The sequence below is a fragment of the Curtobacterium sp. C1 genome, assembly GCF_021049325.1.
In the GTDB taxonomy this organism is placed as follows: Bacteria; Actinomycetota; Actinomycetes; order Actinomycetales; family Microbacteriaceae; genus Curtobacterium; species Curtobacterium citreum.
In genome coordinates this window covers 2179352-2205577 of the sequence record NZ_CP088076.1, presented here as the reverse complement: position 1 = coordinate 2205577, position 26226 = coordinate 2179352, and the positions used below count along the sequence as shown (strand labels likewise).

Annotated in this window: 26 protein-coding genes and 1 tRNA gene; 16 read left to right on the top strand and 11 right to left on the bottom strand. The window is 73.1% G+C overall.

What is annotated here, in order from left to right:
* Nucleotides 1–26: 26 nt before the first annotated feature.
* Nucleotides 27–467, bottom strand: coding sequence for a metallopeptidase family protein (locus tag LQK89_RS10575; protein ID WP_231049068.1), 441 nt, complete (start codon nt 465–467; stop codon nt 27–29).
* Nucleotides 468–549: 82 nt separating this feature from the next.
* Between LQK89_RS10575 and LQK89_RS10570 the strand changes: the two genes are divergently transcribed.
* Together LQK89_RS10570 and ahcY are read left to right on the top strand one after the other, a co-directional pair.
* On the top strand, nt 550–765 hold the full coding sequence (locus LQK89_RS10570; protein ID WP_058742158.1) for a DUF3499 family protein: 216 nt from the start codon (nt 550–552) through the stop codon (nt 763–765).
* A 69-nt stretch (nt 766–834) separates the two neighbouring features.
* A complete protein-coding gene (gene ahcY, locus LQK89_RS10565) occupies nt 835–2313 on the top strand; it encodes an adenosylhomocysteinase (RefSeq protein ID WP_231049067.1) in 1479 nt (492 codons plus the stop codon).
* Between the two features lie 36 nt (nt 2314–2349).
* Here ahcY and LQK89_RS10560 read toward each other — a convergent pair whose 3' ends face one another.
* Nucleotides 2350–3219 (bottom strand): RDD family protein, encoded by an 870-nt coding sequence (locus LQK89_RS10560; protein WP_231049066.1) that lies wholly within the window; start codon nt 3217–3219, stop codon nt 2350–2352.
* Nucleotides 3220–3375: 156 nt separating this feature from the next.
* Here LQK89_RS10560 and LQK89_RS10555 point away from each other — a divergent pair, with 156 nt between their 5' ends.
* Nucleotides 3376–4371, top strand: coding sequence for a stage II sporulation protein M (locus LQK89_RS10555; protein ID WP_231049065.1), 996 nt, complete (start codon nt 3376–3378; stop codon nt 4369–4371).
* 31 nt (nt 4372–4402) lie between these two features.
* On the opposite strand, the gene LQK89_RS10550 is transcribed toward LQK89_RS10555, so the two are convergent.
* From LQK89_RS10550 to LQK89_RS10530, 5 genes are all read right to left on the bottom strand, one after another.
* Entirely contained in the window at nt 4403–5779 is a 1377-nt protein-coding gene (locus LQK89_RS10550) for a DUF58 domain-containing protein (RefSeq protein ID WP_175325166.1), read from the bottom strand.
* Nucleotides 5779–6735, bottom strand: a complete 957-nt coding sequence (locus tag LQK89_RS10545; RefSeq protein ID WP_174779421.1) for an AAA family ATPase — start codon at nt 6733–6735, stop codon at nt 5779–5781. The genes LQK89_RS10550 and LQK89_RS10545 overlap by 1 nt, the downstream gene beginning before the upstream one ends.
* 65 nt (nt 6736–6800) lie before the next feature.
* A complete protein-coding gene (locus LQK89_RS10540; protein ID WP_231049064.1) occupies nt 6801–8195 on the bottom strand; it encodes a DUF4350 domain-containing protein in 1395 nt (464 codons plus the stop codon).
* Nucleotides 8192–8830: a DUF4129 domain-containing protein gene (locus LQK89_RS10535; protein ID WP_231049063.1), complete on the bottom strand. Its 639-nt coding sequence runs from the start codon at nt 8828–8830 to the stop codon at nt 8192–8194. The genes LQK89_RS10540 and LQK89_RS10535 overlap by 4 nt, the downstream gene beginning before the upstream one ends.
* On the bottom strand, nt 8827–10227 hold the full coding sequence (locus LQK89_RS10530; RefSeq protein WP_231049062.1) for a glycerophosphoryl diester phosphodiesterase membrane domain-containing protein: 1401 nt from the start codon (nt 10225–10227) through the stop codon (nt 8827–8829). Before LQK89_RS10530 ends, LQK89_RS10535 begins: the two co-directional genes overlap by 4 nt.
* A 148-nt stretch (nt 10228–10375) precedes the next feature.
* Between LQK89_RS10530 and mtrA the strand changes: the two genes are divergently transcribed.
* The 6 genes from mtrA to secA all read left to right on the top strand — a co-directional run bounded on the left by mtrA (nt 10376) and on the right by secA (nt 18974).
* A complete protein-coding gene (gene mtrA / locus LQK89_RS10525; protein ID WP_058742167.1) occupies nt 10376–11050 on the top strand; it encodes an MtrAB system response regulator MtrA in 675 nt (224 codons plus the stop codon).
* Between the two features lie 5 nt (nt 11051–11055).
* A complete protein-coding gene (mtrB, locus tag LQK89_RS10520) occupies nt 11056–12735 on the top strand; it encodes an MtrAB system histidine kinase MtrB (protein ID WP_231049061.1) in 1680 nt (559 codons plus the stop codon).
* A complete protein-coding gene (locus LQK89_RS10515) occupies nt 12732–14411 on the top strand; it encodes a GerMN domain-containing protein (protein WP_175325162.1) in 1680 nt (559 codons plus the stop codon). Before mtrB ends, LQK89_RS10515 begins: the two co-directional genes overlap by 4 nt.
* 109 nt (nt 14412–14520) lie before the next feature.
* Nucleotides 14521–15210 (top strand): ComF family protein, encoded by a 690-nt coding sequence (locus LQK89_RS10510; protein ID WP_231049060.1) that lies wholly within the window; start codon nt 14521–14523, stop codon nt 15208–15210.
* A gap of 140 nt (nt 15211–15350) precedes the next feature.
* On the top strand, nt 15351–16046 hold the full coding sequence (hpf, locus tag LQK89_RS10505; RefSeq protein ID WP_175325160.1) for a ribosome hibernation-promoting factor, HPF/YfiA family: 696 nt from the start codon (nt 15351–15353) through the stop codon (nt 16044–16046).
* 147 nt (nt 16047–16193) lie between these two features.
* Complete coding sequence (secA, locus tag LQK89_RS10500) at nt 16194–18974, top strand: preprotein translocase subunit SecA (protein ID WP_058742171.1); 2781 nt, start codon at nt 16194–16196, stop codon at nt 18972–18974.
* 91 nt (nt 18975–19065) lie between these two features.
* Here secA and LQK89_RS10495 read toward each other — a convergent pair whose 3' ends face one another.
* A complete protein-coding gene (locus tag LQK89_RS10495; RefSeq protein ID WP_174778049.1) occupies nt 19066–19566 on the bottom strand; it encodes an Rv3235 family protein in 501 nt (166 codons plus the stop codon).
* Between the two features lie 99 nt (nt 19567–19665).
* On the opposite strand from LQK89_RS10495, the gene LQK89_RS10490 reads away from it, so the two are divergent.
* The gene (locus LQK89_RS10490; RefSeq protein ID WP_058742177.1) at nt 19666–21171 is read left to right on the top strand and encodes a sensor histidine kinase; all 1506 of its coding nucleotides are present in this window, start codon (nt 19666–19668) and stop codon (nt 21169–21171) included.
* A gap of 97 nt (nt 21172–21268) precedes the next feature.
* Here LQK89_RS10490 and LQK89_RS10485 read toward each other — a convergent pair whose 3' ends face one another.
* Nucleotides 21269–21517 (bottom strand): WhiB family transcriptional regulator, encoded by a 249-nt coding sequence (locus tag LQK89_RS10485; RefSeq protein WP_022904217.1) that lies wholly within the window; start codon nt 21515–21517, stop codon nt 21269–21271.
* A gap of 258 nt (nt 21518–21775) precedes the next feature.
* Between LQK89_RS10485 and LQK89_RS10480 the strand changes: the two genes are divergently transcribed.
* Nucleotides 21776–22207, top strand: coding sequence for a hypothetical protein (locus tag LQK89_RS10480; RefSeq protein ID WP_231049059.1), 432 nt, complete (start codon nt 21776–21778; stop codon nt 22205–22207).
* A gap of 146 nt (nt 22208–22353) precedes the next feature.
* Here LQK89_RS10480 and bcp read toward each other — a convergent pair whose 3' ends face one another.
* Nucleotides 22354–22824, bottom strand: a complete 471-nt coding sequence (bcp, locus tag LQK89_RS10475) for a thioredoxin-dependent thiol peroxidase (protein ID WP_231049058.1) — start codon at nt 22822–22824, stop codon at nt 22354–22356.
* Nucleotides 22825–22937: 113 nt separating this feature from the next.
* Here bcp and LQK89_RS10470 point away from each other — a divergent pair.
* Nucleotides 22938–23013, top strand: a tRNA-Lys gene (locus LQK89_RS10470).
* A gap of 162 nt (nt 23014–23175) precedes the next feature.
* Here the strand turns inward: LQK89_RS10470 and LQK89_RS10465 are convergent.
* Complete coding sequence (locus tag LQK89_RS10465; RefSeq protein WP_231049057.1) at nt 23176–23838, bottom strand: IMPACT family protein; 663 nt, start codon at nt 23836–23838, stop codon at nt 23176–23178.
* Nucleotides 23839–23909: 71 nt separating this feature from the next.
* Between LQK89_RS10465 and LQK89_RS10460 the strand changes: the two genes are divergently transcribed.
* The 4 genes from LQK89_RS10460 (at nt 23910) to LQK89_RS10445 (ending at nt 26191) form a co-directional block, all read left to right on the top strand.
* Nucleotides 23910–24350, top strand: coding sequence for a hypothetical protein (locus LQK89_RS10460; protein ID WP_231049056.1), 441 nt, complete (start codon nt 23910–23912; stop codon nt 24348–24350).
* Complete coding sequence (locus LQK89_RS10455; protein ID WP_175325155.1) at nt 24347–24832, top strand: ImmA/IrrE family metallo-endopeptidase; 486 nt, start codon at nt 24347–24349, stop codon at nt 24830–24832. The genes LQK89_RS10460 and LQK89_RS10455 overlap by 4 nt, the downstream gene beginning before the upstream one ends.
* Nucleotides 24829–25767, top strand: a complete 939-nt coding sequence (locus tag LQK89_RS10450) for a hypothetical protein (RefSeq protein WP_231049055.1) — start codon at nt 24829–24831, stop codon at nt 25765–25767. Before LQK89_RS10455 ends, LQK89_RS10450 begins: the two co-directional genes overlap by 4 nt.
* Before the next feature lie 208 nt (nt 25768–25975).
* The gene (locus LQK89_RS10445; protein ID WP_058742984.1) at nt 25976–26191 is read left to right on the top strand and encodes an SCO4848 family membrane protein; all 216 of its coding nucleotides are present in this window, start codon (nt 25976–25978) and stop codon (nt 26189–26191) included.
* Nucleotides 26192–26226 lie beyond the last annotated feature (35 nt).

Below are 26226 nucleotides of genomic sequence, written 5' to 3'. Positions count from 1 at the left end.
CCTGATCCTGCGACGGGCCCTGGGGGTCACCAGTGGCGGTAGCGGTCCGGGGCAAGGTCCCACGGGTCCTTGTCGAGGAGTTCGCCCACGGCCCGGAAGACGGCCGTCTCGACGATGGCCCGCCGGTCGGTGTCGTCCTTCTCCGGGCTGTGGGTCACACGCTCCACCGGGATCCGGAAGAGCGTCACACGGCGGGCGTCGCGGTCGACCCGCCACCGCGGCATGTGGTCGGGCAGCGCGGCGTCGGTGGGCATGTCCGCGACGAGGAACACCACGCCCGCCAGGTCCTCCGGCCAGAGCCCGAGCAGGTAGTGCGCGGTGTCCCCGACGATCCGGTCGAAGGCCTCGGCACGGGTGATCACGGGCGCGAGCTCCGGTCCGGTGACGCTCGACCGACCGCCGCGCCCGTGTCGGGAGCGACCTCGGCCGCGGTCGACGGGGGTGACGATCGGGGGCTTGCGACGCATCCCGTCATCGTACGCGGCGGGACGGGCGCGGGCGGCGACCGGAGGGCCGGCACGGCCGTGCTCCGCTAGGGTCGAGTCCGGTATGGACGTACGGATCTGCAGCAAGGTCGCCTGTGGCGCGAGCGCCTCGGCGACCCTGACGTACGACTACGCCGACTCGATGGTCGTCGTCGGACCCCTCTCCACGCGCGTCGAGCCGCACGGCTACGACCTCTGCGCGCGGCACGCCGCGCGGCTCCGGGTCCCGCGCGGGTGGGACGTGGTGCGTCGCGGACCGCTCCGTCAGCCGACGGACTGACACCGCGCCTCCTGTCCGTCCGCTGGCCGACCCGTGACCGACGGGACGCGGCGTGGAAGACTCGACCACATGGCCACCGAGACCTCCACCGCAGCACCGTTCCGCGTCGCCGACCTGTCGCTCGCAGCGGCCGGACGCCACCAGATCCGCCTCGCCGAGAACGAGATGCCGGGTCTGATGTCGCTCCGCGAGGAGTTCGGCGCCGCGCAGCCGCTCGCCGGCGCGCGCATCGCCGGGTCGCTGCACATGACGGTGCAGACCGCGGTGCTCATCGAGACGCTCGTGGCGCTCGGCGCGCAGGTGCGCTGGGCGAGCTGCAACATCTTCTCCACGCAGGACGAGGCGGCCGCAGCGGTCGCGGTCGGCCCGCACGGCACGGTCGACGCCCCCGACGGTGTCCCGGTGTTCGCTTGGAAGGGCGAGACGCTCGAGGAGTACTGGTGGTGCACGAGCCGGATCTTCGACTGGAGCGCCGAGGCTGCCGAGGTCGGTGCCGACTGGGCCGGACCGAACCTGATCCTGGACGACGGCGGCGACGCGACCATGCTGCTGCACACCGGCGCCGACGCCGAGGCAGCCGGGTCCGCGCCGGAGCCCGCCGCGGACGCGAGCGCCGAGTGGCGGATCGTGCTCGACACCGTCGCGGAGTCGCTGCGCGCGTCGAGCGACCGCTGGACCCGGATCGCGGCGGACGTGCAGGGCGTCACCGAGGAGACCACGACCGGCGTGCACCGCCTGTACGACCTCGCACGCCGTGGACAGCTCCGCTTCCCGGCGATCAACGTGAACGACTCGGTGACGAAGTCGAAGTTCGACAACAAGTACGGCATCCGGCACTCGCTCCCGGACGGCCTGAACCGCGCGACCGACGTCCTGATCGGCGGCAAGGTCGCCTTCGTGGTCGGGTACGGCGACGTCGGCAAGGGCGCGGCCGAGGCGCTGCGCGGACAGGGTGCGCGGGTCATCGTGTCCGAGGTCGACCCGATCTGCGCACTGCAGGCCGCGATGGACGGCTACCAGGTCGCCCGGCTCGCGGACGTCGCGGGCGAGGTCGACATCGTCGTGACGTGCACCGGCAACCTCGGGGTCGTCGGGGTCGAGGACCTGCTCGCGCTCAAGCACCTCGCGGTCGTGGCGAACGTCGGGCATTTCGACAACGAGATCGACATGGCCGGGCTCGAGGGACTCGCCGGCGCCGAGCGCGTCGAGATCAAGCCGCAGGTGCACGAGTGGCGGCTGCCGAACGGTCGCTCGGTCCTGGTCCTCAGCGAGGGGCGTCTGATGAACCTCGGCAACGCGACGGGTCACCCGTCGTTCGTGATGAGCACCTCGTTCACGAACCAGGTGCTCGCCCAGATCGAGCTGCACACCCGGCGCGACGCGTACCCGACGGGCGTGCACGTCCTGCCGAAGCACCTCGACGAGAAGGTCGCGCGGCTGCACCTCGACGCCCTCGGCGTCCGGCTCACCGAACTCCGGCCGGAGCAGGCCGACTACATCGGCGTCCCGGTCGAGGGGCCGTACAAGCCCGACCGCTACCGGTACTGAGCCGGCGCGGCGGCGTGCCGCGGGCACGTCGGCGCGTCAGCGCGGGAAGCCCGGCGGCCGTCCCGTCGCGGCCGCGGCGGCCCGGTCGAGCACGGCCGCCCGGGCACGCAGCGCCCGGGTGTCCCGGTCCCGCCGCAGCACGACGACCCCGGCCAGGAACACCTCGGCGGGTACGGGCGGCAGCGGGTGCACGTGCGGGACGACCTCGGCGGCGAGCCGCTCGGCCGTCGCCACCCGAGCCGCCGGCGCCAGGTCGGCGGCCCCGCGGAAGAACGCACCCAGGCGGTTCTCGAGCCGGTGCGGCAGCGCCGAGACGTCGGCGGTGCCGGCCCACGCGGTGAGCTCGACGGGCAGGAGCACATGGGCCGGACGGTGCCGGACGGCCCGCTCGTGCTGCACGACGGTCCCCGCGAGCAGGTCCCCGAGGCGCCGCGACCGACTGCCGAACAGGGCGACGACCAGGGCGATCGACCCGAACGAGCCCCACAGCTCCAGCAGGCCGACGAGCGCGCGGGTGATCGCGTGCCGGAAGCCGACCGCACCGCCGTCGAGCCGCACGACCCGGGTGCCGGCGGCGAACCGGCCGACGCTCCGACCGCGGGTGACGGTCTCCAGCGCAGCCGGGACGAGCACGAGCACCACGACGAGGACCCCGATCGACAGGGCGGCTCCCCACGCGGGGTCGAGGCCGCTCGGCCACAGCCGGGACATCCCGAGCAGCAGCATCAGGTAGAGGACGACCAGGCACACCCCGTCGAGCAGCCCCGCGGCGATGCGGAGCGCGATGCCGGCCGGCTGGACGTCGAGGGCCACGGCCTCGCCGACGACGAGCTCGTCCGCGGTGTCGTCGAGCGCGTGCACGTACCGCGCGTCGGCCAGGTCGCGGGGCGCTCGCGTCGTCGGCATGGCATCATTCTGTCGCACGGACCGGACGGCGGGACAGCACCGGACGGCGGGACAGCACCGGACGGCGGGACAGCACCGGACGGCGGGACGGCACGCAACGGGACTGCACCCGGACGACGGCGCAGCACCGGACGGCGAGACGACGGGGGAGACGACGTGGACCTGGACGCCTACGAGGCCGTGCACCGCGACCGCTGGCAGGAACTCGACCAGCTCGCTCGCGCGCGTCCCCGCACCGGGGCCGAGGCCGACCGGCTCGTCGCCGGGTACCAGGCGGCCGCCACCGACCTCGCCCGCATCCGCGCCGCGGCCCCTCGCACGGCGACCGGGGACCGGCTGTCGCTGACGCTCTTCCGCGCCCGGCTCCGGCTCACCGGCACCCCGGTCGACCCGCTCACGGCGCTGACCGGCTTCCTCGTGCTCCAGCTCCCCGCCGCGCTGTACCGCATCCGGTGGCTGACGCTCTGGGTCGCCGCTGCCACCGCGGTCGTCGCGGCCGTCGTCGCGGTGTGGATCAGCACGACACCCGGCGCGCTCGAGACCTTCGGGACCCCGGAGTCCCTCCGCCGGTACGCCACGCAGGACTTCCAGGCGTACTACTCCGACCACGGCCTCGGGGCCTTCACCGCCCAGGTGTGGACGAACAACGCGTACATCGCCGCGAGCATGGTGGCGTTCGGCATCACCGGGCTCTTCGTGCCGTACTCGATCGGGCAGAACGCCATCAACCTCGGGGTGTCGGCGGCGATCATGCACTCCGAGGGCCGCCTCGGCGACTTCTTCCTCTGGATCGCGCCGCACGGCCAGCTCGAGCTCTACTCGATCTTCCTCGCCGGCGCCGCGGGACTCCGGATCGCCTGGTCATGGATCGCGCCGGGGGAGCGGACGCGCGGCCAGGCACTCGCCGAGGACGGCCGCGCGCTCGTCACCGTCGCCCTCGGTCTGGTCGGCACGCTGCTGCTCTCCGGCCTCGTCGAGGGCGTCGTGACCCGCCAGGACTGGCCCTGGCCGGTCAAGATCGGGATCGGCACCGTCGCCCTCGCCGCGGTGCTCTGGTACCAGTGGGTGCTCGGCGGCCGCGCGTACCGCGCCGGCCAGCGCGGCGACGTCGAGGAGTTCGAGCGGGGTGCGACCGCGCTGGTGGCGGGCTGATCCCGGGGAGCCGCCACGCGCCTCCCGGCCGTCAGAGCCGGCCACCCGCCTTCGCACGGACGTACGCGTCGGCGACCAACGGCGGCACGTCCGAGGGTCGTCCGCTGACGACCTCGGCCCCGGCGCGTCGGGCCACGTCCGCGACGCCGGCCGCGTCGAGCAGGGAGCGTTCCGCGGCGGCCCGCCGGTACACGTCGCGCTCCGCGCCGGACGGGAGGCCCGCGGCCCGTCGCGCGGACCGCGTGCGTCCGCCCCGGGTCCGGCCCGGCACGCCCCCGGCAACCGGGTCCGGGTCACCGGCGGCGGTGCGGTGCACGGTGGGGTCCTCGACGCCGGTGACGACGACCGTGTGGCGACGGGCGAGGCGGGGGAGGACCGCGAGCAGGTCGCCCGACGAGCCGACCGAGTCCAGTCCGGTGAGCAGCACGACGAGGGCCCTGGCGGTCGTCACACCGTCGACCACGCCGGGGACGGCGGACCAGTCCGTCGCACGGAGGCCCGGTTCGACGGTCGCGAGGACCTCGCCGAACCGCTGCACGACGTCCGACCGGGTGGCGCCGCGGACGCGGTCGCGGACGGCGTCGTCGAGGACCACGAGGTCGACGCGGTCACCGGCCGCGGCCGCGAGGGCGCCGAGCAGCAGCGCCGCCTCGATGAACGTGTCGAGGCGCGGTTCGTCCTCGATCCGACCGGCTCCGGAGCGCCCGGCGTCGACGACCACCACGACCCGGCGGTCGCGCTCCGGTCGCCAGGTCCGGACGACCAGGTCCTGCCGACGCGCGGTCGCCCGCCAGTCGATCGACCGGACGTCGTCACCCCGGACGTAGTCGCGGAGCGAGTCGAACTCGGTGCCGTGACCGCGGAGCTGCAGGGTCGTCTCACCGTCGAGCTCGCGCAGTCGGGCGAGCCGGGACGGCAGGTGTCGGCGGGACCGGAACGGCGGGGTGACGACGAGCGTCCCCGGTGCTGCCAGGACCCGCTGCCGGGCGGCGAGGCCGAGGGGCCCGACCGCCCGCACCGCGACCCCGGTCGTGGTGCGACGGCCGCGACGGAACGGCGCGAACCGCATCCGCGCGGTCCGGCGTTCCCCCGGCGGCACGTCGAGGCGGAAGCGGCGCGGCTGCTGTCCGGCCGACGGCTCCCACATGTCGCGGAGCTCGGCGCGGAGCCGACGGGTGCCGTCGTTCGCGACGACGAGCGTGCCGTCCGCGGTGGCGTCCCGCCGGGCGGCGCGGGGCATCCGCCGCTCGACGCGGAGTCGCCCCGGGTCGGCGGCGAGGACGACGTCGAGTGCCGCGCCGACCACGACGACCGCCACCCAGGCGAGCCCCGCCCAGCCGCTGCCGAGCAGCACCGTCGGGACGACGGCGACGGCGAGCAGGACGACGAACCGACCGGTGACCGCCACTAGATCGGCACCCGGACCTGCTCGAGCACCTGCTGCAGGACGCTGTCGGCACCGACGCCCTCGAGCTCGGCGTCCGCGGCCACCCGCAGCCGGTGGCGCCAGACCGGCACGGCCATCGCCTGCACGTGGTCCGGCGTGATCGCGTCGTAGCCGGTCAGCCACGCCCAGGCCTTCGCCGCGGCGAGCAGTGCGGTCGCGCCGCGCGGGCTCACCCCGACGCGGACCGACGGGGCCTGGCGGGTCGCGCGGGCCAGGTCCACGACGTAGGCGAGCACGTCGTCACGCGCGGCGACGGCCTGCACGGCGCGCTGGGCGGCGCGGACCTCGTCGACGCCGAGCACGGGCGTGATCCCGGCGGAGCGCACGTCCCGCGGCACGAAGCCGTCCGCGTGCCGGCGGAGCACCTGCCACTCGACGTCGCGCGGCGGCACGTCGAGGACGAGCTTCAGGAGGAACCGGTCGAGCTGGGCCTCCGGCAGCGTGTAGGTGCCCTCGAACTCGATCGGGTTCATGGTCGCCGCGACGAAGAACGGGTCGGGCAGCGGGTGTGCCGCGCCGTCGACGCTCACCTGGCGTTCCTCCATCGCCTCGAGCAGGGCGGACTGGGTCTTCGGGGGTGTGCGGTTCACCTCGTCGGCGAGCAGCACGTTCGTGAACACGGGGCCCTCGCGGAACGGGAACGTGCCCGTCGACGCGTCGTACACGAGCGAACCGGTCACGTCGCCGGGCATCAGGTCCGGCGTGAACTGGATCCGCTTCGTGTCGAGCGACATCGCTGCCGCCAGGCTCCGGACGAGCAGGGTCTTCGCGACACCCGGGACGCCCTCGAGCAGGACGTGCCCCTGCGCCAGGACGCCGACGATCATGCCGGAGACGGCGCCCTCCTGGCCGACGACGGCCTTCGCGACCTCGGAGCGGAGCCGCCCGAAGGCCTCGCGCAGGTCGTCGCGTCGGATGTCGGGCCGAGCACCGTTCCGGGCGTCGGGCCCTGCGTCGGTGGCCGCGCTGCTGGTGTGGTCGGTCACGGTCGTGCTCCTCGGTGCTTGTTCGACGGCGGGTGCTGGTTCGACGGCGGGTGCTGGTCGGGCGGCGGGTACTGGTCGGACGGCGGCTGCCGGTGTTCTGTGCGCCGCTCGCTGGTGGTCTGGTGCCGGTCGTCCACCGAGCCGCCCGTCGCGGCGCGCAGCGCCCGTTCGAGCGCGTCGAGCTCGGCCACCGCCGTGACCAACGTCCGGTCGTCGCGGACGGGACCGCCGACCAGGACCGCGCCGACCTCGGAGTCGGAGCGTCCGGTCGCACGGGCGACGGCCCGGACGACGTCGTCGACGTGCGTGCTGCGGGCCAAGCCGAGCCGACCGGCACTCCGTCGGAGGGCGGCGACGCGCAGGGTGTCGAGCGCGTGCGTGCGGTCGCGGGTCCTCGCGTACAGGCGGGCCCGTCCCTCGGTGGTCTCGGCCGCGCGGACGACGACCGGCAGCCGCTCGACGACGAGCGGTCCGAGGCGCCGACCACGCCAGACGGCGGCCGCGACCGCGACGAGCCCGAGGAGGGCGAGGACGCTCGGCACCCACGGCGGGGCGAGTGAGCCGAGCGTCGGCGCGGCGTCCCCGCCGGCCGGGGTCGGCACGTACCAGCTCAGCATCGGGGTCGCGCTGCTCCCGCCGCCCTGGCCGAGCAGCCCGAGGGCGAGCGCCGCGTCGCCCGCGGTCGTGATCGTGTCGTTCCGCAGGGCGCCGGTGGTGCCGAGGAGGACGACGTCCCCACCCGCCGTGGTGGTCCGCGCGATTCCCCACCCGCGGCCGTCACCGAGGTCGGTCGACGCGCAGAGCTCGACGCCCGCGGTGTCGGCGTCCGGCGCCGCGACGTAGGCGGTGCCCTCGGTGGTGACCGACCGGGCGGCGGCCACCGCCGGCACGGGGCACGTGGTCGTGGACACGGTCCGGCGCTCGGTCACGCTGGACGCGGGCTCCAGCGGCAGCCCGACGGCGTCGAGCACGCGGGCGTCCTCGGTGACCAGGACGACGTGGGCGGCGCGGGCGACGATGCGTCGTGCGACACCGGGGTCGAGGACCCCCGCGGAGTCGTCGACCAGGACCGTGCCGTCCCCGAGACGGCCCGCGTCCCGCACCACGTCGACGGCGACCCCCTGCTGCTCCAGGACCCGGACGAGTGCGCGGGAGCCGCTCGCCGTCGTCGAGGTCGGGTCGAGCGGGGTCCGGTCCGTCGGCGCCGACCCCTGCACGACGGCCGTGGCCACCGCGAGGACCAGCGCGACGGCGACGACGACCGACCATAGGGCGACCCGGCGGGCGAGACCGCCGCGACCGGTCCCCGCGGGAGCCGGGCCCGCGGGAACCGGGGTCGTGGACGGCTCGGGGGTCGCGGTGCGCTCGCGGGTGGCACCGGCCGCGCTCACGCGGGCACCGCCGGCTGGTCGGGTCGGACGGGGCGGGTGGTCCGCACGGTCGCCTCGGTGTCCAGGACCGCGCGGGCGGTCAGTTCGTCCGCGGGACGACCGAGGTACCGCACGGCGTCGAACGCCGCGGCGGCCCGGGCGAGGGCGACGGCGGCGTCCGGGAAGGACGGCGCCGCACGGTCGGCGATCGCGCGGGCCGTGGCGCCGGGCACGTCCGGGACGAGGTCCCGTTCGCCGAGGCCCCTGGCGATCGCCCGGTAGCCGTCGAGGACCGCGCCGTCCCAGTCCCCGGCGCGGAGTGCTGCCCGAGCGGCCTCGGCGACGTCGCGCGTCGGACGCAGGTCGTCCGCGTCGAACACCCCGCCGATCGAGTCCGCGGCGGTGCGGGCGCGTCGGCGGGGGAGTCCGCGGGCGACGACCACGAGGACGACGACCGCGACGAGGACGACCACGGCCGTCCAGAGCAGCGTCTGCGCGACGGCGGGGGACCCGAGCCCGTCGGCACGCAGCGACTGCAGCCAGTCGAGGACCGCGCGCGACGCCCGGTCCCACCAGGTCGGCTCGACGGCCGCGTACTCGCTGCGCTGCAGTTCGCGCTCGAGCAGGTCCCGGGCCTCGTCCGGACCGGGGGTCACGGGCGACCGTCCGGCTTCCCGCCCCAGGTCGGCGGCTCCGGCTGCTGCGCGGGAGGGACCGGCCACTGCGGCGGCTGCTGCGACCACTGCTGCTGCGGGGTCCACTGCGGCTGCTGCGCCCACTGCTGCTGCGGCGGCCACGGCCGCCCCTGCGCGGGCAGGAGCGGGTCGGCGGGCGCGAACGGGTCGCTCGGCTGCCCGGTCTCCAGGTGCGCCGCGATGCGCTGGTCGAGGCCCTCGGTGCGGATGCGGCGGTCGACCGCCAGGAAGGTCGTGATCGAGGCGGACAGCACGTCGACGACGCACTGGACCGCGATCACGAGCAGGCTCCCGACGACCAGGGCGACGACGGCACCGACGCCCACTCCGGCCCGTGCGCCCGTCTGCCCGAGCGGGTCGAAGGTCCCGCCGAGCAGCAGCGCCCCGATGGACAGCGGCGTCGCGGCGATCGACGCGGCGAACCCGAACACGACCTGCACGAGCAGCAGGATGCCGAAGGTCCGCCAGAACGCACGCCGGGTGAGCCGCCACGACTGCGCGGCCCCGGCGAACACCGACCGACCCTCGAGCGCGATCGTCGGGACCGTGAAGGCGAACCGCGTGCCGAGCCAGGCGGCGAGCACACCGAAGCCGAGCGCGAGCACGACGAAGAGCAGGACGACGCCGCCGAGGCCCGCGCGACTGCCCGAACCGATCGCGGCGACGCCGGCGAACGCCACCAGGCCGAACACGAGGGCGGCGACCACACCGGCGCCGGCCTGCAGCAGGATCCAGGCGAGGACCGACCACCGGCGACCGGCGAGCAGCCGCCACAGGCCGCCGAACGATGCACGGCGGCCGAGGATCCGCTGCCCGGTGTCGACGGCGACCGGCGCGACGAGGAAGCCCCGACCGAGCGAGGCGATGAACGGCAGGGCGACGGACAGGAGCAGCCAGAGCGTGATCGACCCCGCGGTCACCGCATCGGCACCCCGACCGGCGTCGACCGCGGCGAACATCCGCGACTGCAGGGCCTGCTGCCCGAGGGTCCCGGCGAGGGTCGACACCAACCCGAGCACACCGCTCAGCAGCAGGCTCCAGAGCAGCAGGACCCGCGCGTTCCGCCGGAGGACGGTGAACGCGCCGGACAGGACGTCCCCCAGCCCGAGCGGTCGCAGCGGCAGGACGGGACGCGAGCCGGCCTGCTGCGGCCCGGGCTTCCCGGACCACCCGCCGGACGGCGGCTGCGCGCCGGACCACCCGCCGGACGGCGGCTGCGCGCCGGACCACCCGCCGGACGGCGGCTGCGCGCCGGACCACCCGCCGGACGGCTGCGACCCCGGTGCCGGTGGCGTGCCTCCCGGCCGATCCGCCCCGTCACGCGACCCGGACGCTCCCGGTACCTGCCAGTCGGACATCCCCGCCCCCGTCGTCATCCGTCGGCCGCGCTGCGGTCGCGCGCGGACACTCCCATCCTGTCGGAAAACCCGGCCGTGCGGGGGACGGCGCTATCGTGACCCTGGGTGCCGGTCCGGCACCACCGCCCGCCACCCGGAGTCCACGCCCATGACACCGCGCATCCTCGTCGTCGACGACGACCAGGCCCTCGCCGAGATGATCGGCATCGTCCTCCGCTCCGAGGGCTACGAGCCCGAGTTCAGCGGCGACGGCAACGACGCCGTCGACGCGTTCCACAGCACCAAGCCCGACCTCGTCCTGCTCGACGTCATGCTCCCGGGCATCGACGGCATCGAGGTCTGCAAGCGGATCCGCGCCGAGAGCGGGACGCCGATCATCATGCTCACCGCGAAGGGCGACACCGCCGACGTCGTCGCGGGGCTCGAGAACGGCGCCGACGACTACGTCGTGAAGCCGTTCAACCCGAAGGAGCTCGTCGCGCGCATCAAGACGCGGCTCCGGCCGACCGCCTCGGACGCGACCGTGCTGCACGCGGGCGACCTGACCGTCGACGTCGCCGCGCACGAGGTCCGTCGCGGCGACACCGTCATCGCGCTCACCCCGCTCGAGTTCGACCTGCTCCGGGCGCTCGCCGAGAAGCCGAACCAGGTGTTCACGCGCGAGATGCTCCTCGACCAGGTGTGGGGCTACCACTACAAGGCGGACACCCGGCTCGTGAACGTCCACGTGCAGCGACTCCGCGCGAAGATCGAGCACGACCCCGACAACCCCCGGATCGTGACCACCGTGCGCGGCGTGGGGTACCGGGCCGGAGGAGCCTGAGCACCGTGTCGTCGGGACCGTCGCGCGACCTCTTCGGCCGCGGGTGGGCGGCGCGCACGCGTCGCCGGGTCCGCCGGTGGGTCCGGCGCGGCTGGTACGCCGTCGCATGGCTCTGGCGACGCTCCCTGCTGGTCCGGTCGGTCGCCATCACCGTCCTGACCACCGGGCTCGCCGTCGTCGTGATCGGCACCGCGGTGATGATCAGCATCTCGAACAACGTGTACGCCCAGCGCCGCGACCAGATCGAGGCGGAGTCGGCCCGGGCGACCGTCGTGGCGCAGGGCATCTTCGACGCGGCGACGGCGGCCGAGGACAACAACCAGACCGAGCTCGAGACGCTGCAGAGCGAGGCGCAGCAGGCGATCCTGTCGAACACGACGAGCCCCGGCGGCACGAGCATCGCGATCGAGCGGAGCCCGGACCAGTCCACCCCGCAGACCCTGCAGAACCTGGCGAGCTCGGACTTCCCGGACGAGGTCATCACCGACGCACTCCGGCGCGAGGTCGCCAAGGACACCGGTCGACTGAGTCTGCAGGCCGTGCGGCTCGACGACGGCGGCCGTCGTGAACCCGGGCTGGCCGTCGGGTCGGTGCTGCAGATCCCGAGCGCGGGCCAGTACGAGCTCTACATCGTCTACGACCTCTCCGACGCGCAGCAGACCCTGGACTTCGTCTCGCAGACCCTGTCGATCGGCGGCGTCGCGCTCATCGTGCTGATCGCCCTCGTGACGTCCCTCGTCGTGCGGCTCGTGGTGGTGCCGATCCGGGGTGCGGCGGAGACCAGTCGGAAGATCGCGGCGGGGCGCCTCGACGAACGCATCCCCGTCCGCGGGCACGACGACATCGCGATCCTCGCGCGGAGCTTCAACGACATGGCGGACGCCGTGAGCCGGCAGATCACCCAGCTCGCCGAGCTCTCCCGCGTGCAGCAGCGGTTCGTGTCGGACGTCTCGCACGAGCTCCGGACCCCGCTCACGACGATCCGGCTCGCCGGCGACATGCTCTTCGACTCCCGGCACGCCTTCGAGCCGTCGGTCGGTCGGTCGGCGGAGCTCCTGCACGCCCAGGTCGAGCGCTTCGAGCTCCTGCTCGCCGACCTCCTCGAGATCTCCCGCTACGACGCGCAGGCCGTGCAGCTCGACACCGAACCCGTCGTGCCCGCGTCCCTCGCGGTCGACATCGTCGAGGAGTTCCGACCCCTCGCCGAGCGCGCCGGCGTCGACCTGCAGCTGGCCACCCCCGGCGGCCACACCACGATGCAGCTCGACGCGAAGCGGGTCCGGCGGATCCTGCGGAACCTCGTCGGCAACGCGATCGAGCACGGTGATGCGAAGCCCGTGCAGGTCGTGGTCGACAGCGACTCGCGCAGCGTCGCGATCGCCGTCCGCGACCAGGGCGTCGGCATGCCGCCGGAGGACACCGCCCGCGTGTTCGACCGGTTCTGGCGGGCCGATCCGAGCCGGAAACGCACCATCGGGGGGACCGGGCTCGGCCTCGCGATCTCCCTCGGCGACGCGCGGCTGCACGGCGGTCGCATCGACGTGTGGTCCCGCCCGGGCGAGGGGTCGACCTTCGTGCTCGTGCTGCCGCGCGGCGAGCAGGTCGGCACGGCGACGTCCGCGATCCCGCTGCCCGAACTCGACGAGGCGTACGACGGCCCCCGGGCCGTCCGGGAGGAACGATGAGGAACACCCTCCGTGCCGCGGTGGCGACCGCGCTCGCGGCCCTGACCGTCGTCGCGGTCACCGCCTGCGCGGCCATCCCCACCGACGGCCCCGTGCGTGCCGGCCAGTCGGTCAAGGACGAGTCGATCTCCGGGGTGGACTTCCGTCCGGACAAGCCCGTCGACGGATCCGACCAGACCGCGATCCTGCGCGGCTTCGTCGCCGCGGGCACGGGCGCCCAGGACGACTACGCGATCGCCCGGGAGTTCCTCGCGGACGGCTTCGCGAAGAAGTGGAACCCGCGTCGCGGCGTGACGATCCTGCAGGGCAGCGGCACCGTCGAGCGGGTCGCTGACCGCGAGCTGACCTACACGCTCACCGCGAGTGCGACCGTCGACCAGGACGGCGAGTACACCCAGGCCGTGCGCCCGACCACGTCCACCCTGACGTTCCAGTTCGTCCGGCAGGACGGCCAGTGGCGCATCGCCTACGCGCCCGACGGCATCATCCTGACGCCGGTCAGCTTCGAGTCCGTGTTCCAGGAGCACGCGCTGTACTTCTTCGACCCCACCTACCAGTTCCTCGTGCCGGACGAGCGGTGGTTCCTCGCGCGCTCGTCGACCAGCACCCGGATCGCGAGCGCCCTGCTCGCCGGACCCGCTGACTGGCTGAAGGGCGCCGTCGTCTCGGCGTTCCCGGAGGGCACGCAGCTCTCCCTGAACGCGGTCACGATCGACAACGGCACCGCGCTGGTCGACCTGTCGAGCGACGCCCTCAGCTCGAGCAACGACGACAAGGCCCGGATGCGCGAGCAGCTCACGCGCTCCCTCGCCTCGGTCGCGTCGGTGTCCTCGGTCTCGATCACCTTCGAGGGCGCCACCTTCTCCGGCGCGGAGCAGGACGGCACCCCGGCGCAGGTGAACCCCGACGTCGACCCGCGGCCCCTGGTCGTCCGGGACGACCAGGTCGGCTTCGCGACGGCCGGGGGCAAGGTCGCACCGCTCGGCGGCGGGCTCGCCGACAACGTCGCCGGGCTCGACCCGCGGTCCCTCGCCCTGTCCGCGTCCGGCACGGTCGCCGCGGTCGGCAACGCCAGCGGCGTCGTGGTCGCCCGCGGCAAGGACGCCCTCCGCGTCGACGCGACGCCGGGACTCGTCCCGCCGTCGATCGACGATCTCGACTTCGTGTGGGTCGGCCGGTCCGACGACACCGGCCAGGTCACGGCGTACGGCCTCGGCGGCGACCCGCACGCCGTGAAGACGACGCTGCCACAGGGCAAGCTCGTGTCGTTCCAGCTGTCCCGCGACTCCACGCGCGCGCTCGCACTCATCGAGACCGCGGACGGTCCGGCCCTGTACGTGATGGCCGTCGTGCGCGGCGCCGACCGGACGCCGACGAGCCTCGGCTCGCCGGTGCGCGTGCAGGCCGCGAGCGGCGACGCCGTCGGCGCGGCCTGGGTGAACGACAGCGACGTCGTGTCCGTCGCCCAGACCGACGCCGGTCCCGAGGTCGTCCGCTCCACGGTCGGTGGGCAGTCGAGCACCCTGCCGAAGGCCGAGGGCGTGGCGACCGCGGTCGTCGGGGGCGACGGCGGATCGATGCTCCTGCGGATGTCGGACGGGTCCGTGCTCCGGTCCACCGGCGGTGGCTGGGACACCACCGGGGTCACCGCGGACGTCCTCGGCGTCCAGCGCTGATCGGGCGGCCCACCCCGTTCCTCCTCCACAGGCCGCCCGGACAGGAGGCCCGCCCACCGTCCGTCCCGTCGGCGCGCGTCCGCAGGCCTGTCACCCCGAGCATGGGGACGTGACCCGAGCGCAGCCCGACCCACCCCCGCCTCGTGACCGCTGGGCGGACGCCGCCCTCGCGGTGCTCGGTCTGGTCCTGCCGGTCGCATGCGTCGGGTGCGGCGCCCCGGACCGGGCGCTCTGCCGGTCCTGTCGCGCCGAACTCGACGCGCTCCCCACGTGCCGCCGCCTGGTGGCCGGCGTCCGGCTCGACGCCGCGTGGTCCTACGAGGGCCTCGTCCGCACCCTGGTGCTCGAGTGCAAGCTCCGGAGCCGCGTCGACCTCGCCGGGCCGCTCGCCGGACGGTTCGGCGTGCTCGTCCGGCGCGCGCTCGCAGACCACCCCGAGGCGGTGCTCCTGCGCGTCCCGCCGTCACGCCGCGGAGCTCGACGTCGCGGGTTCGACCCGGTGGTCCTCATGCTGGGGCGCGCGCGGCTGCGACGACCGCGGGCGCTCGTGCGCGTCCGCGTCGGTGGCCCGGGGCAGCGGGTCGCCGCGGGGCACGGGCAGAAGGAGCGGACGGCCGTCGAACGGGTCGTCGCGACGGTCGGCGCCCTGCGCGCCACCGGCGTGACCGGTCGGGACGTGGTGCTCGTCGACGACGTCGTGACGACCGGGGTCACCATGGCCGAGGCGATCCGGGCGGTCCGCGTCGCCGGCGGCCGGGTCGTGCGGTGCGTGGCGCTCGCCGAGGTGGACGCCCGGTGACGCCTGGGTGTCCGGTGGGTGTCCGCACCGACCCGCCGAGGGGTGGTGACGGCGGCTCGGTCGGGGGTCTAGCCTCGCGGCAAGGCGTCCGGGATCGCCGGATGGAGGCGACGCGCCGAAGTACGGATGGGAGCCGCCACATGGACGTGACGATCACAGGACGGAACGTCGGGGTCACCGATCGATTCCGCACCTACGTCGAACAGAAGTCCGAGAAGATCGACGTGCTCGCCGACCGCGCCCTCGCCTTCGAGGTGCGCCTCAGCCGCCACAACGAGAAGTCCGGCGGCAGCGGGGGCGAGGACCGCGTCGAACTGACCCTCATCGGCCCCGGCCCGCTGGTCCGCGCGGAGTCCGCGGCGTCGGACAAGTACGCCGCGTTCGACCTGGCGTTCGCGCGCATCACCGAGCGACTCCGCCGGGCGCGTGACCGCAAGAAGGTGCACCGCGGACGCCACCGCCCGACCTCCGTGGCCGAGGCGTCCGGCACCGCGTTCGAGCACATGGGCGTGACGCCCGCCGACGGCAAGCTCATCGAGACCGTCGCGACCGGGGCCGTCCCCGTGGTCGAGGAGCCACACGACGACGACACCGAGGTCTACTCGCCGGTGGTGATCCGGCACAAGGTCTTCCAGGAGTCGCCGATGACCGTCGACGACGCGCTCTACCGGATGGAGCTCGTCGGGCACGACTTCTACCTGTTCGTCGACGCCGAGACCCACCGGCCGAGCGTCGTCTACCGGCGGAAGGGCTGGGACTACGGCGTGATCGGCATCGACGGCGGCGACTCCGCCGACCAGCTCGCCGAACCGGACCGCACGGCCGCCACGGTCTGAGTCGCACCGACGACCGACGGTGTGCGCGGCCCGCGACTGGGCCGCGCACACCCGCGTCCCTCCCAGCGCAGGGACCTGGCGGGTTGCTAGCATGACTGGCTGTTCGGATCGCGCAGGTCGCGCGCGACGACCCCGTAAGGAGCTCACGTGGCAAACGTGCTGGAGAAGGTCCTCCGCATCGGCGAAGGGCGCACCCTCCGTCGGCTGAAGGCGTACGCCTCGGCCATCAACGACCTCGAGGACGACTTCGCGAGCCTCACGGACGAGGAGCTCCAGGACGAGACGAAGGAGCTCCGCGAGCGGTACGCCAACGGCGAGACCCTCGACGACCTGCTCCCCGAGGCCTTCGCCGCGGTGCGCGAGGCAGCGAAGCGCACGCTCGGCATGCGGCACTTCGACGTGCAGCTCATGGGCGGCGCGGCCCTGCACCTCGGCAACATCGCCGAGATGAAGACCGGTGAGGGCAAGACCCTCGTCGCGACGACCGCCGCCTACCTCAACGCGATCCCGTCGCGCGGCGTGCACGTCATCACGGTCAACGACTTCCTCGCGTCGTACCAGTCCGAGATCATGGGCCGGGTCTTCCGCGCGCTCGGCATGACCACGGGCTGCATCATCGCGAACCAGACCCCCGCCGAGCGCCGCGAGCAGTACGCCGCGGACATCACGTACGGCACGAACAACGAGTTCGGCTTCGACTACCTGCGCGACAACATGGCGTGGCAGGCCTCGGACATGGTGCAGCGCGGGCACTTCTTCGCGATCGTGGACGAGGTCGACTCGATCCTCATCGACGAGGCCCGCACGCCGCTCATCATCTCCGGTCCGTCCTCGGGTGAGGCCAACCGCTGGTTCACCGAGTTCGCCTCCATCGCCACGCGGCTCATCCCGGGCGAGGACTACGAGGTCGACGAGAAGAAGCGCACCGTCGGCGTGCTCGAGCCCGGCATCGAGAAGGTCGAGGACTACCTCGGCATCGACAACCTGTACGAGTCGGCGAACACCCCGCTCATCTCGTTCCTGAACAACTCGATCAAGGCCGTCGCCCTGTTCAAGCGCGACAAGGACTACGTCGTGATGAACGGCGAGGTCCTGATCGTCGACGAGCACACCGGCCGCATCCTGATGGGCCGCCGCTACAACGAGGGCATCCACCAGGCGATCGAGGCGAAGGAGGGCGTCGAGGTCAAGGCCGAGAACCAGACCCTCGCGACCGTCACGCTGCAGAACTACTTCCGCCTGTACCAGAAGCTCTCCGGCATGACGGGCACCGCCGAGACCGAGGCGGCGGAGTTCATGTCGACCTACAAGCTCGGCGTCGTGCCGATCCCGACGAACAAGCCGATGCAGCGCATCGACCAGACCGACCTCGTCTACAAGAACGAGAAGGCGAAGTTCGAGCAGGTCGCCGAGGACATCGCCGAGCGCCACGAGAAGGGCCAGCCGGTCCTGGTGGGCACGACGAGCGTCGAGAAGTCCGAGTACCTGTCGAAGCTCCTCGCCAAGAAGGGCGTGAAGCACGAGGTCCTCAACGCGAAGAACCACGCACGTGAAGCCGCGATCGTGGCCCAGGCCGGTCGACTCGGCGCCGTGACCGTCGCCACGAACATGGCCGGTCGCGGTACGGACATCATGCTCGGCGGCAACTCCGAGTTCCTCGCCGTGCAGGAGATGCACGCCAAGGGGCTGTCCCCGACGGAGACGCCGGAGGAGTACGAGGCCGCCTGGGACGAGGTCTTCGCCGAGGTCAAGAAGACCGTCGAGTCCGAGGGCGACAAGGTCCGCGACGCCGGCGGGCTCTACGTGCTCGGCACCGAGCGTCACGAGTCGCGCCGCATCGACAACCAGCTCCGCGGCCGTTCCGGCCGCCAGGGTGACCCGGGCGAGAGCCGCTTCTACCTGTCGCTCACCGACGACCTGATGCGCCTGTTCAACTCCGGTGCCGCCGAGAGCCTCATGGGCCGCTCGAACGTGCCGGACGACATGGCGATCGAGAACAAGCTCGTCAGCCGCGCGATCCGCTCCGCCCAGGCGCAGGTCGAGGGCCGCAATGCCGAGATCCGCAAGAACGTCCTGAAGTACGACGACGTCCTGAACCGCCAGCGCGAGGCGATCTACAGCGACCGTCGTCACATCCTCGAGGGCGACGACATCCACGAGCGGGCGCAGACGTTCCTCAAGAGCGTTGTCGACGACGTGATCGACACCCACACCGCCGAGGGCAACGCGGACGACTGGGACCTCGACGCGATGTGGACCGAGCTCGGGACGCTGTACCCGATCTCGATCTCCATCGACGAGGTCATCACGGAGGCCGGCTCGAAGGGCAAGGCGACGCGCGACTTCCTCGGGCGCGAGATCCTCTCCGACGCCAAGCTCGCCTACCAGAAGCGCGAGGAACTCCTCGGCGAAGAGGCCATGCGCGAGCTCGAGCGCCGCGTCGTCCTCTCGGTGATCGACCGCCGCTGGCGTGACCACCTGTACGAGATGGACTACCTGAAGGACGGCATCGGCCTCCGCGCCATGGCCCAGCGCGACCCGCTGGTCGAGTACCAGCGCGAGGGCTACGCGCTCTTCCAGAGCATGATGGGCCAGATCCGCGAAGAGTCCGTCGGCTACCTCTTCAACCTCGAGGTGCAGGTCCAGTCCGACGGCGACAACGCCGTGATCGAGGCGAAGGGCCTCGGCGAGGGCGAGGCCACCGGACTCGAGTACTCGGCACCGTCGATCGACGGCGAGGTCGAGGTCCGCGACGAGCAGGGTCGCCTCGAGCAGGCGGCGACGGCCCGTGCCCAGAAGGCGCAGGCCGAGGCCGAGGCCGCTGCTGGTCCGGAGCAGGGGTCCGCGTTCGGCAACGCGGCCACGGCCTCCGGTCAGGCCTCCGCGAACAATCGGGCCGAGCGCCGGCAGGCGGCCAAGAAGGGCTGATCCGCAGCGGCGCGCGAGCGCGTGCGCGACGGACGGGAGGCGCGGTGCCGGCTGGCACCGCGCCTCCCGTCCGTCTGTCGGGTACGACGCGTCAGAGGACGCCGACGACGACGGCCCGCCAGCGGCCCTGCCGGCGTTCGAGGCGGAGCGCGACGGCGCGCGCGTGGCTGCGGGTGTGCACGACGACGGCCGCCTCGACCACGCCGGGCGCGACCGGGCAGACCCGGGTGGTGCCGACCTGGACGAGCGGCCGCGTCCGGGCGCGACGCCGCAGCGCTCGAGCACGGCCGGCGACGGCCGCGCGGTGCAGCAGGTGCCGGTGCACGTCCTCGCTGACCCACCGCGCGATGCTGTCGACGTCACGGGCGCCGGCGAGGACCTCCACGACGCAGCGGGCGAGGGCAGCGGCGACCTCGGCCGGGTCCGGCGGGTCGTCGGCGTCCGGCGTCCCGGGTTCCGGTGGCGGGGCCGGTGTTCCGGCGGGCCGCGGAGCCGGGACCGCGGCGACGGCTCGGACCGTCGTCTCCGATCGTTCGTCGTCGTCCTCGTTGTCGAGTCGATGCGCGTGTCCTGACACCCCGGTCCCTCCCATGTGGCGAACGTACGAATGTGTACGACATGAGAAATACGAAAGCAGCGGGGCTGTGGAGGCGTGCCATTGTCCACAACGGTCCGCACCTAGACTGACGTGGTGTCGACCCTCAGTGACCTCGTCCTTGCGCAAGGCCGATCCTCGGAAGCGGACGTGGAGTGGCTCCACCTGCTCGTGGGGGACTGGCAGCTCCTCGCCGACCTGTCCTTCGCCGACATGGTGCTCTGGGTACCGACCGCCGAGGACGGCTCCTTCGTGGCCGTCGCGCACGCCCGGCCGAGCTCTGCCGCGACGCTCTTCTACCGCGACATCGTCGGGCAGGAGATCCGCGAGGAGTGGCGCGAGCAGGTCACCGAGTGCTTCGCCGCCGCCCGGGTCGTCGACTCCGCCGAGCCGGACTGGTACGAGGACACCCCGACGCGCGTCCGGGCGATCCCGGTGCTCCGTCGCCTGAACGCGAACAGCGCCGAGACGACCGAGCGTCCGATCGCCGTCGTCACGCGGCACTCGAACCAGGACGAGATGCGGACCCCGAGCCGCCAGGAGCTCAACTTCACCGCGAGCGCGAACGACCTGTTCGGGATGATCGCCACGGGCGACTTCCCGGACCTCGGTGCCCCGGCCGGCCCCCGTCGCGGCGCGCCCCGTGCGAGCGACGGGCTGCTCCGCCTCGACACGAACGGCGTCGTCACCTTCGCGAGCCCGAACGGCCTGAGCGCCTTCAACCGCATGGGCTTCGAGGGTGAGCTCGAGCGGAAGTCCCTCGCCGAGGTCACGACCGAGCTGATCGGCTCGCAGCTCGACGTGGACGAGTCCCTGCCGCTCGTCGTGACCGGGCGGGCTCCGTGGCGCGCCGACGTCGAGGCGAAGGGCGTGACGGTCTCGTTGCGCTCCATCCCGCTCCGCGACCAGGGCGACCGCATCGGCGCGATCGTGCTCTGCCGCGACGTCACCGAGCTCCGGCACCAGGAGCGCGAGCTCATCACCAAGGACGCGACGATCCGCGAGATCCACCACCGCGTCAAGAACAACCTGCAGACGGTCGCGTCCCTGCTCCGCATCCAGGCGCGCCGGACCCACTCGGACGAGGCCCGGACGTCACTGCAGAACGCCATGCGTCGCGTGGCGGCGATCGCCGTCGTGCACGACACCCTGTCGACCGGCCTCAGCCAGAACGTCGACTTCGACGAGGTGTTCGACTCCGTGCTGAAGCTCGTGACCGAGGTCGCGGCGTCCCACAACACGACGGTCCGCCCGAAGAAGACCGGCGAGTTCGGCGTGCTGCCCTCGGAGGCGGCGACCCCGCTCGCGCTCGGCCTCACCGAGCTCGTCACGAACGCCGTCGAGCACGGGCTGGACGGCCGCGACGGCGAGGTCGAGATCGTGGCGAACCGCTCCGACGACCACCTCGACATCGAGGTCCGCGACAACGGCCGAGGCCTGCCGGAGGGCAAGGTCGGCTCGGGGCTCGGCACGCAGATCGTCCGCACGCTCATCCAGGGCGAGCTCGGCGGGACGATCGACTGGCACACGCTCACCGGCAGTGGCACCGAGGTCACCATCACGATCCCGTTCCGCTGGCTCACCGCCGCCGGCGCCGCGTAGCGCTCGGCGCCGTGGGCCCGCCCCAGGCTGGACACACGACGACGCCCGTCGCTCCCGGGGGAGCGACGGGCGTCGTCGTGTCGGTGGTGGTGCTGCGTCAGGAGGCGCGGCGGGCGCGGGCCGCGCGGCGCTTCAGCGCACGACGCTCGTCCTCGCTGAGGCCGCCCCAGACGCCCGAGTCCTGGTTGTTCTCGAGGGCGTACTGCAGGCACATCTCCGTCACCGTGCACCGAGCGCAGACCGACTTGGCCTTCTCGATCTGGTCGACGGCGGGTCCGGTGTTGCCCACCGGGAAGAAGAGCTCGGGGTCCGCGGTGAGGCAAGCTGCCTGGTCACGCCAGTCCATGTGTGGTGCTCCTTGATGTCGATGCTCGAACGGCAGGCCGGGGCCGCGGCTCGGGGATCGGAACGCTGAGCATGCACAGGGCACGAGGGGAGACCTGTGGGGGAGGAATCCGCTGGGAGCGAGTCTGACGCCCGCTGAACGCTCGGGGGAGGAGCGTCGAACCGCGGGAGACGCACACCACATCGTGCCGTCCAAACGACCTCGAATATCGTTCCATACTGGTGGTACCAAATCAAGGGTTCCATCTGGAGGATCGCTGTGTCCGAGACCACCCCGAACGGCCCCGGCCCCGTCGCCGGTCGATCCCCGGCGTTCACGACGCTGCTCGTGGTCGTCGGCCTCGAGGCGCTCGCGCTCGTCCTCGTGACGGTCGCACTCCTCGTGGAACTCCTCGTCGCGCCGGCGTCGAGCATCGCTTCCGCGATCGCGCTCGTGGTCCTCGCCGCGATCGCCGCGACCTGGCTCGTCGCGATGTTCCTCGGGCTCCGGAACCACCGCTCGTGGGTCCGCTCCGGGATCATCGTCTGGCAGGTGCTCCAGGGCGCGCTCGCGATCGGCGCGTTCCAGGGCGTCTTTCGCGTCGCCTGGGTGGGCTGGGTGCTCCTCATCCCGGCACTGGTCGGCCTCACCCTCGTGCTCTCGCGGCCGGTCACGGCCGCGCTCGTCCCGCGCGGCCAGCGGGACGACTGACGTCGCGTCTCGGGACGTGAGCGCAGACGGACGGGAGCGCGCCCCGCTCAGCGGTGACGCGCCAGCGTCACGCGGGGCGCGCCGACCGAGCCTGCGAGGGAGGTGTGCCAGCTGGCACCGCGCCTCCCGTCCGTCCGTGGCTGGGTTCAGACCAGGCCGAGCTTCTTCCGGAGGCTGGCCACGTGACCGGTCGCCTTCACGTTGTAGAGGGGCAGCTGCACACGGCCGTCCTCGTCGACGACGATCGTCGAGCGGATCGTGCCGGTGACGATCTTCCCGTAGTTGTTCTTCTCGCCCCAGGCGCCGTAGGCGCGGTGCACGGCGAGGTCGGGGTCGCTCAGCAGCGGGAAGGTCAGGACCTGCTCGTGCTGGAACTCCTTGAGCTTCGCCTGCTCGTCCTTCGAGACGCCGAGGACCTCGTAGCCGGCCGCCTGGAGCGACGTCATGTTGTCGCGGAAGTCGCACGCCTCGGTGGTGCACCCGGGGGTCGAGGCCGCCGGGTAGAAGTACACGATGACCTTCCGACCGCGCAGGTCGGCGAGCGCGTGCTCCGTGCCGTCCTGGTCCGGGAGGGTGAAGTCGGGGGCGGTGTCGCCGACCGCGAGACGGTCCGTCATGGTGCTCCTGTTCGTGTCCGGTGCCCGAGTGGTCGTGAGCACCCAGAACCCATGCTATTGTTGTTTCCCGTTGCAGCACGCAAGTGCAAGAGCAGCAGACAACTCAACACCATGCGCCTCTAGCTCAATTGGCAGAGCAACTGACTCTTAATCAGTGGGTTCTCGGTTCAAGTCCGAGGGGGCGCACCACACACAGCAGGCCCGGTCGGATCATCCCGACCGGGCCTGCTTCGTCATACGCGGGTGTTGTCGGGGTCGATCGGCGCGACACGCGCGGGGCGTCAATGACGACGAGATCGGGCGGACCGGATCTGGAGCCGTCCGCGGTCCGTCCGCGTCGGGCGCGATCGGTCAGGTGCCGGACGTTCGGTCGGGCAGGTCGACCACGCGGGTCGGACCCGACTCGGGGACGAGCGTCCCGGCCGAGGCGGCAGCGAGGTCGGCGCGCAGGGCGTCGAGGGCGTCCTCCGGCACCCAGAGCGAGAACGTGGCCGTGGCGGCGTACTCGGGGGCGTCGAGCGTCGCGTCGTGGTGTCCGACCCACTCGCGCAGCAGGTTGTCGATCCGGCCGGCCTCCGCGTGCGGCACGTCCACGGTGGCCCGGGTGCGCTCGGCTCGTCGGACGAGCGCCGCGTGGTCGAGCGCCTCGGAGACCGCCGACGAGTACGCCCGGACGAGCCCACCGGCGCCGAGCTTGACGCCGCCGAAGTACCGCGTCACGACGACGACCAGGTCGGTCAGGTCGCGGCGTCGCAGGACCTCGAGCATCGGGACGCCGGCGGTGCCGGACGGTTCGCCGTCGTCGGACGACCGTGCCTGGTCCCCGAGGACGCCCGTGACCATCGCCGTGCAGTGGTGCCGCGCGTCCCAGTACCGGCGTCGGACCTCGGCGACCACCCGCTCGGCGTCGGGGACGTCCACCACCGGCGCGACCGTCGCGATGAAGCGGGAGCGGTTGACCGTCCGTTCGTGCTCGACGGTGCCGGCGACGGTCGAGGGCAGGACGCGGGACATCCCGACAGGCTACGGCGGGACCGCGCTACCATTGCGTGCACCGCTGGCGACTGGGGAGGAGTCCGATCGACATGACGACCACCGATCCCAAGGGTGGCGCGCTCGACGCGGCCGAGCTCGCGCGCCGGCTCAACCTGCTGCTCGACTTCGAGGAGTCGCAGCGCGGTGCCCCGGTGCCGTTCTCCGCGGTCGAGGACTACGTCGCGGCACGTGGCGGGTCGCTCTCCCGCGCGAAGTGGACCTACATGATCTCCGGGGACGGTCGGCGCAACCGCGACACGGACCTGCTCCGCGTGCTCGCCGGCTTCTTCGAGGTGGACGAGCGCTTCCTGCTCGAGGACAGTGCGGTCCCGGAGCGGATCGGTGCCCAGATCGAGCTCGTGCGGGCACTCCGCTCGGCTCGGGTCAGCGGCTTCGCGGCGCGGACGTTCCCCGGGGAGCTCTCGCCGGACGCCCTGCGGCGCATCGCCCGGGTGCTCGAGGAGGAGTCGGCGCGGGGGAGCGTCGCATGACCGAGCCGACCGGCCACGGCGAGGCGTCCGCCTCTGTCGACGCCTTCTGGGCGCGGGGTGAGCGCGAGGGCTGGTCGGACATCGACCAGGCCGTCGCCGCGGCCGCGGACCACGTCGGCAAGCCGATCGTCGTGCGTGAGGAGTCGTTCCTCAGCGAGGAGCCCGTCTGTGGCTTCGTCGCGACGCTCGAGCACCAGCACCTCGTGATGATCTCGCCCACCGCGTCCGAGACCTTCCGGGCGTTCGTCATCGGCCACGAGCTCGGACACGTGCTGCATCGCCACCAGGAGCACGCGCCGCAGTCGGCCTACGTCCGCGACGTCATCCCCGACGTGCCGGAGTACAAGGTCGAGCGGGCCCTCGCGCGCGGCATGTTCACGAACGACTACGAACACCAGGCCGAGCTCTTCGCCGACCAGCTCGCGGGTCTCATCCGACGGCACCGCGGCCGGCCGAGTGCCTTCCGCGGGGTCTTCGGGTGATCCTCGCCGTCGCCCAGGCGCTCGTCCTGGTCGTCGGGAGCGTCGTCCTCCTCCGACTGCAGCGCGGACAGGACCGCACCCTCGCGGTGACGTTCCTGCTGTTCGCGGCGACGGTCGTCACGAACGTCGACCCGCTGTACCGCTGGCTCGACCCCCTGCTGGGCGGGCAGAACGTCGTCACGGTGCTGAGCGACTGCCTGATGGTCGCCGGGACGAGCACGCTGCTCTGGGGCGTCGCGAAGGCGGTCGGCGCCGCACGTCCGTGGCTGCGGACCACGATCGTCGTCGCGTGCGTGGTCGTCGTCGTGGTGGTCGTCGGGGCGTTCGTCGCGCTCGATCGTCCCGCCACGACCACGACGTTCATGCTCGTCGCCGGGGACCAGCCGGCCGCCGCCGTGTACTCGATCGCGCAGACCGCGTACCTCGGCACGGCGTTGGCCGCGACGGCGGTCATCTGCGCGCTCCACCTGCGCGAGGCCCGCACCGCCGCCGACCGCCTCGGCCTGTGGTTCATCGTCCTCGGCGGGGTGCTCGGTGTCGTCCGCATGGTCGTGGTGGTCGTCATGGACCTCGCGCACGTCGCCGGTCGGCTCGACGTCACCCACGCCCTGTCCCTGCCGTACGACGTCACGACCCCCGGCGCGGTGCTGTGCACGGCGTCCGGGATGCTCCTGCTCGTCATCGGCCACCAGGTCGCGCGTCGTCGGACGAGCCGGCGTCTCGACGCCGCCCTGGCCGCGCTGGAGCCGCTGCACGAGCGCATCGGCACGGACAACGCCTACCCCGAGTCCACCGACGCCGCCACCCGGGTGAGCCGCCTGATCGTCGAGATCAACGACGGCGCGCGACGAGCCCGCCGTCCGCTCGACCCCGACGACCGTGCCGTCCTGGCCGCCGCGGAGTCGGCGCTCGACGATGCGGCGGGCACGGCCTGACGTCGTTCTGCATCGGAACGATCACGTTCCCGAGCACGGCTCGACCTCCTGTGGACCAGCCGTGTAGGGTCTGTAGCACGTGCTACACGTCGTGTGGTGCGCCGGGGCGGACTCGGCCGCGTTGGGGGCGGCCGAGCACCCCCGGGTCCCGCGGCACCGGCCGCTCTCGCCTCCAGCGGTGCACGAGTGCGGTGTCTAGACTCGTCGCGTGACCGTCTTCGCCGCCATCGTGCTCTTCGTCGCCGCCGTCTTCAACGTCGTCACGTGGCCCCGGTTCTTCCAGCGCGTGGCGAAGGACGCCCGGGCGCGGGACGCCGCCGGGAAGCCGACGACCTTCTACACGGTGCACCTCGTGCTGCTGCTCATCGCGTTCGCGATCGCCCTCGCCGCGGTCGTCGCCGGCGTCCTGCTGCTGCTGGCCTGACCCGCGCCGCAGCGTCGGGACCACGTCCGGACGCC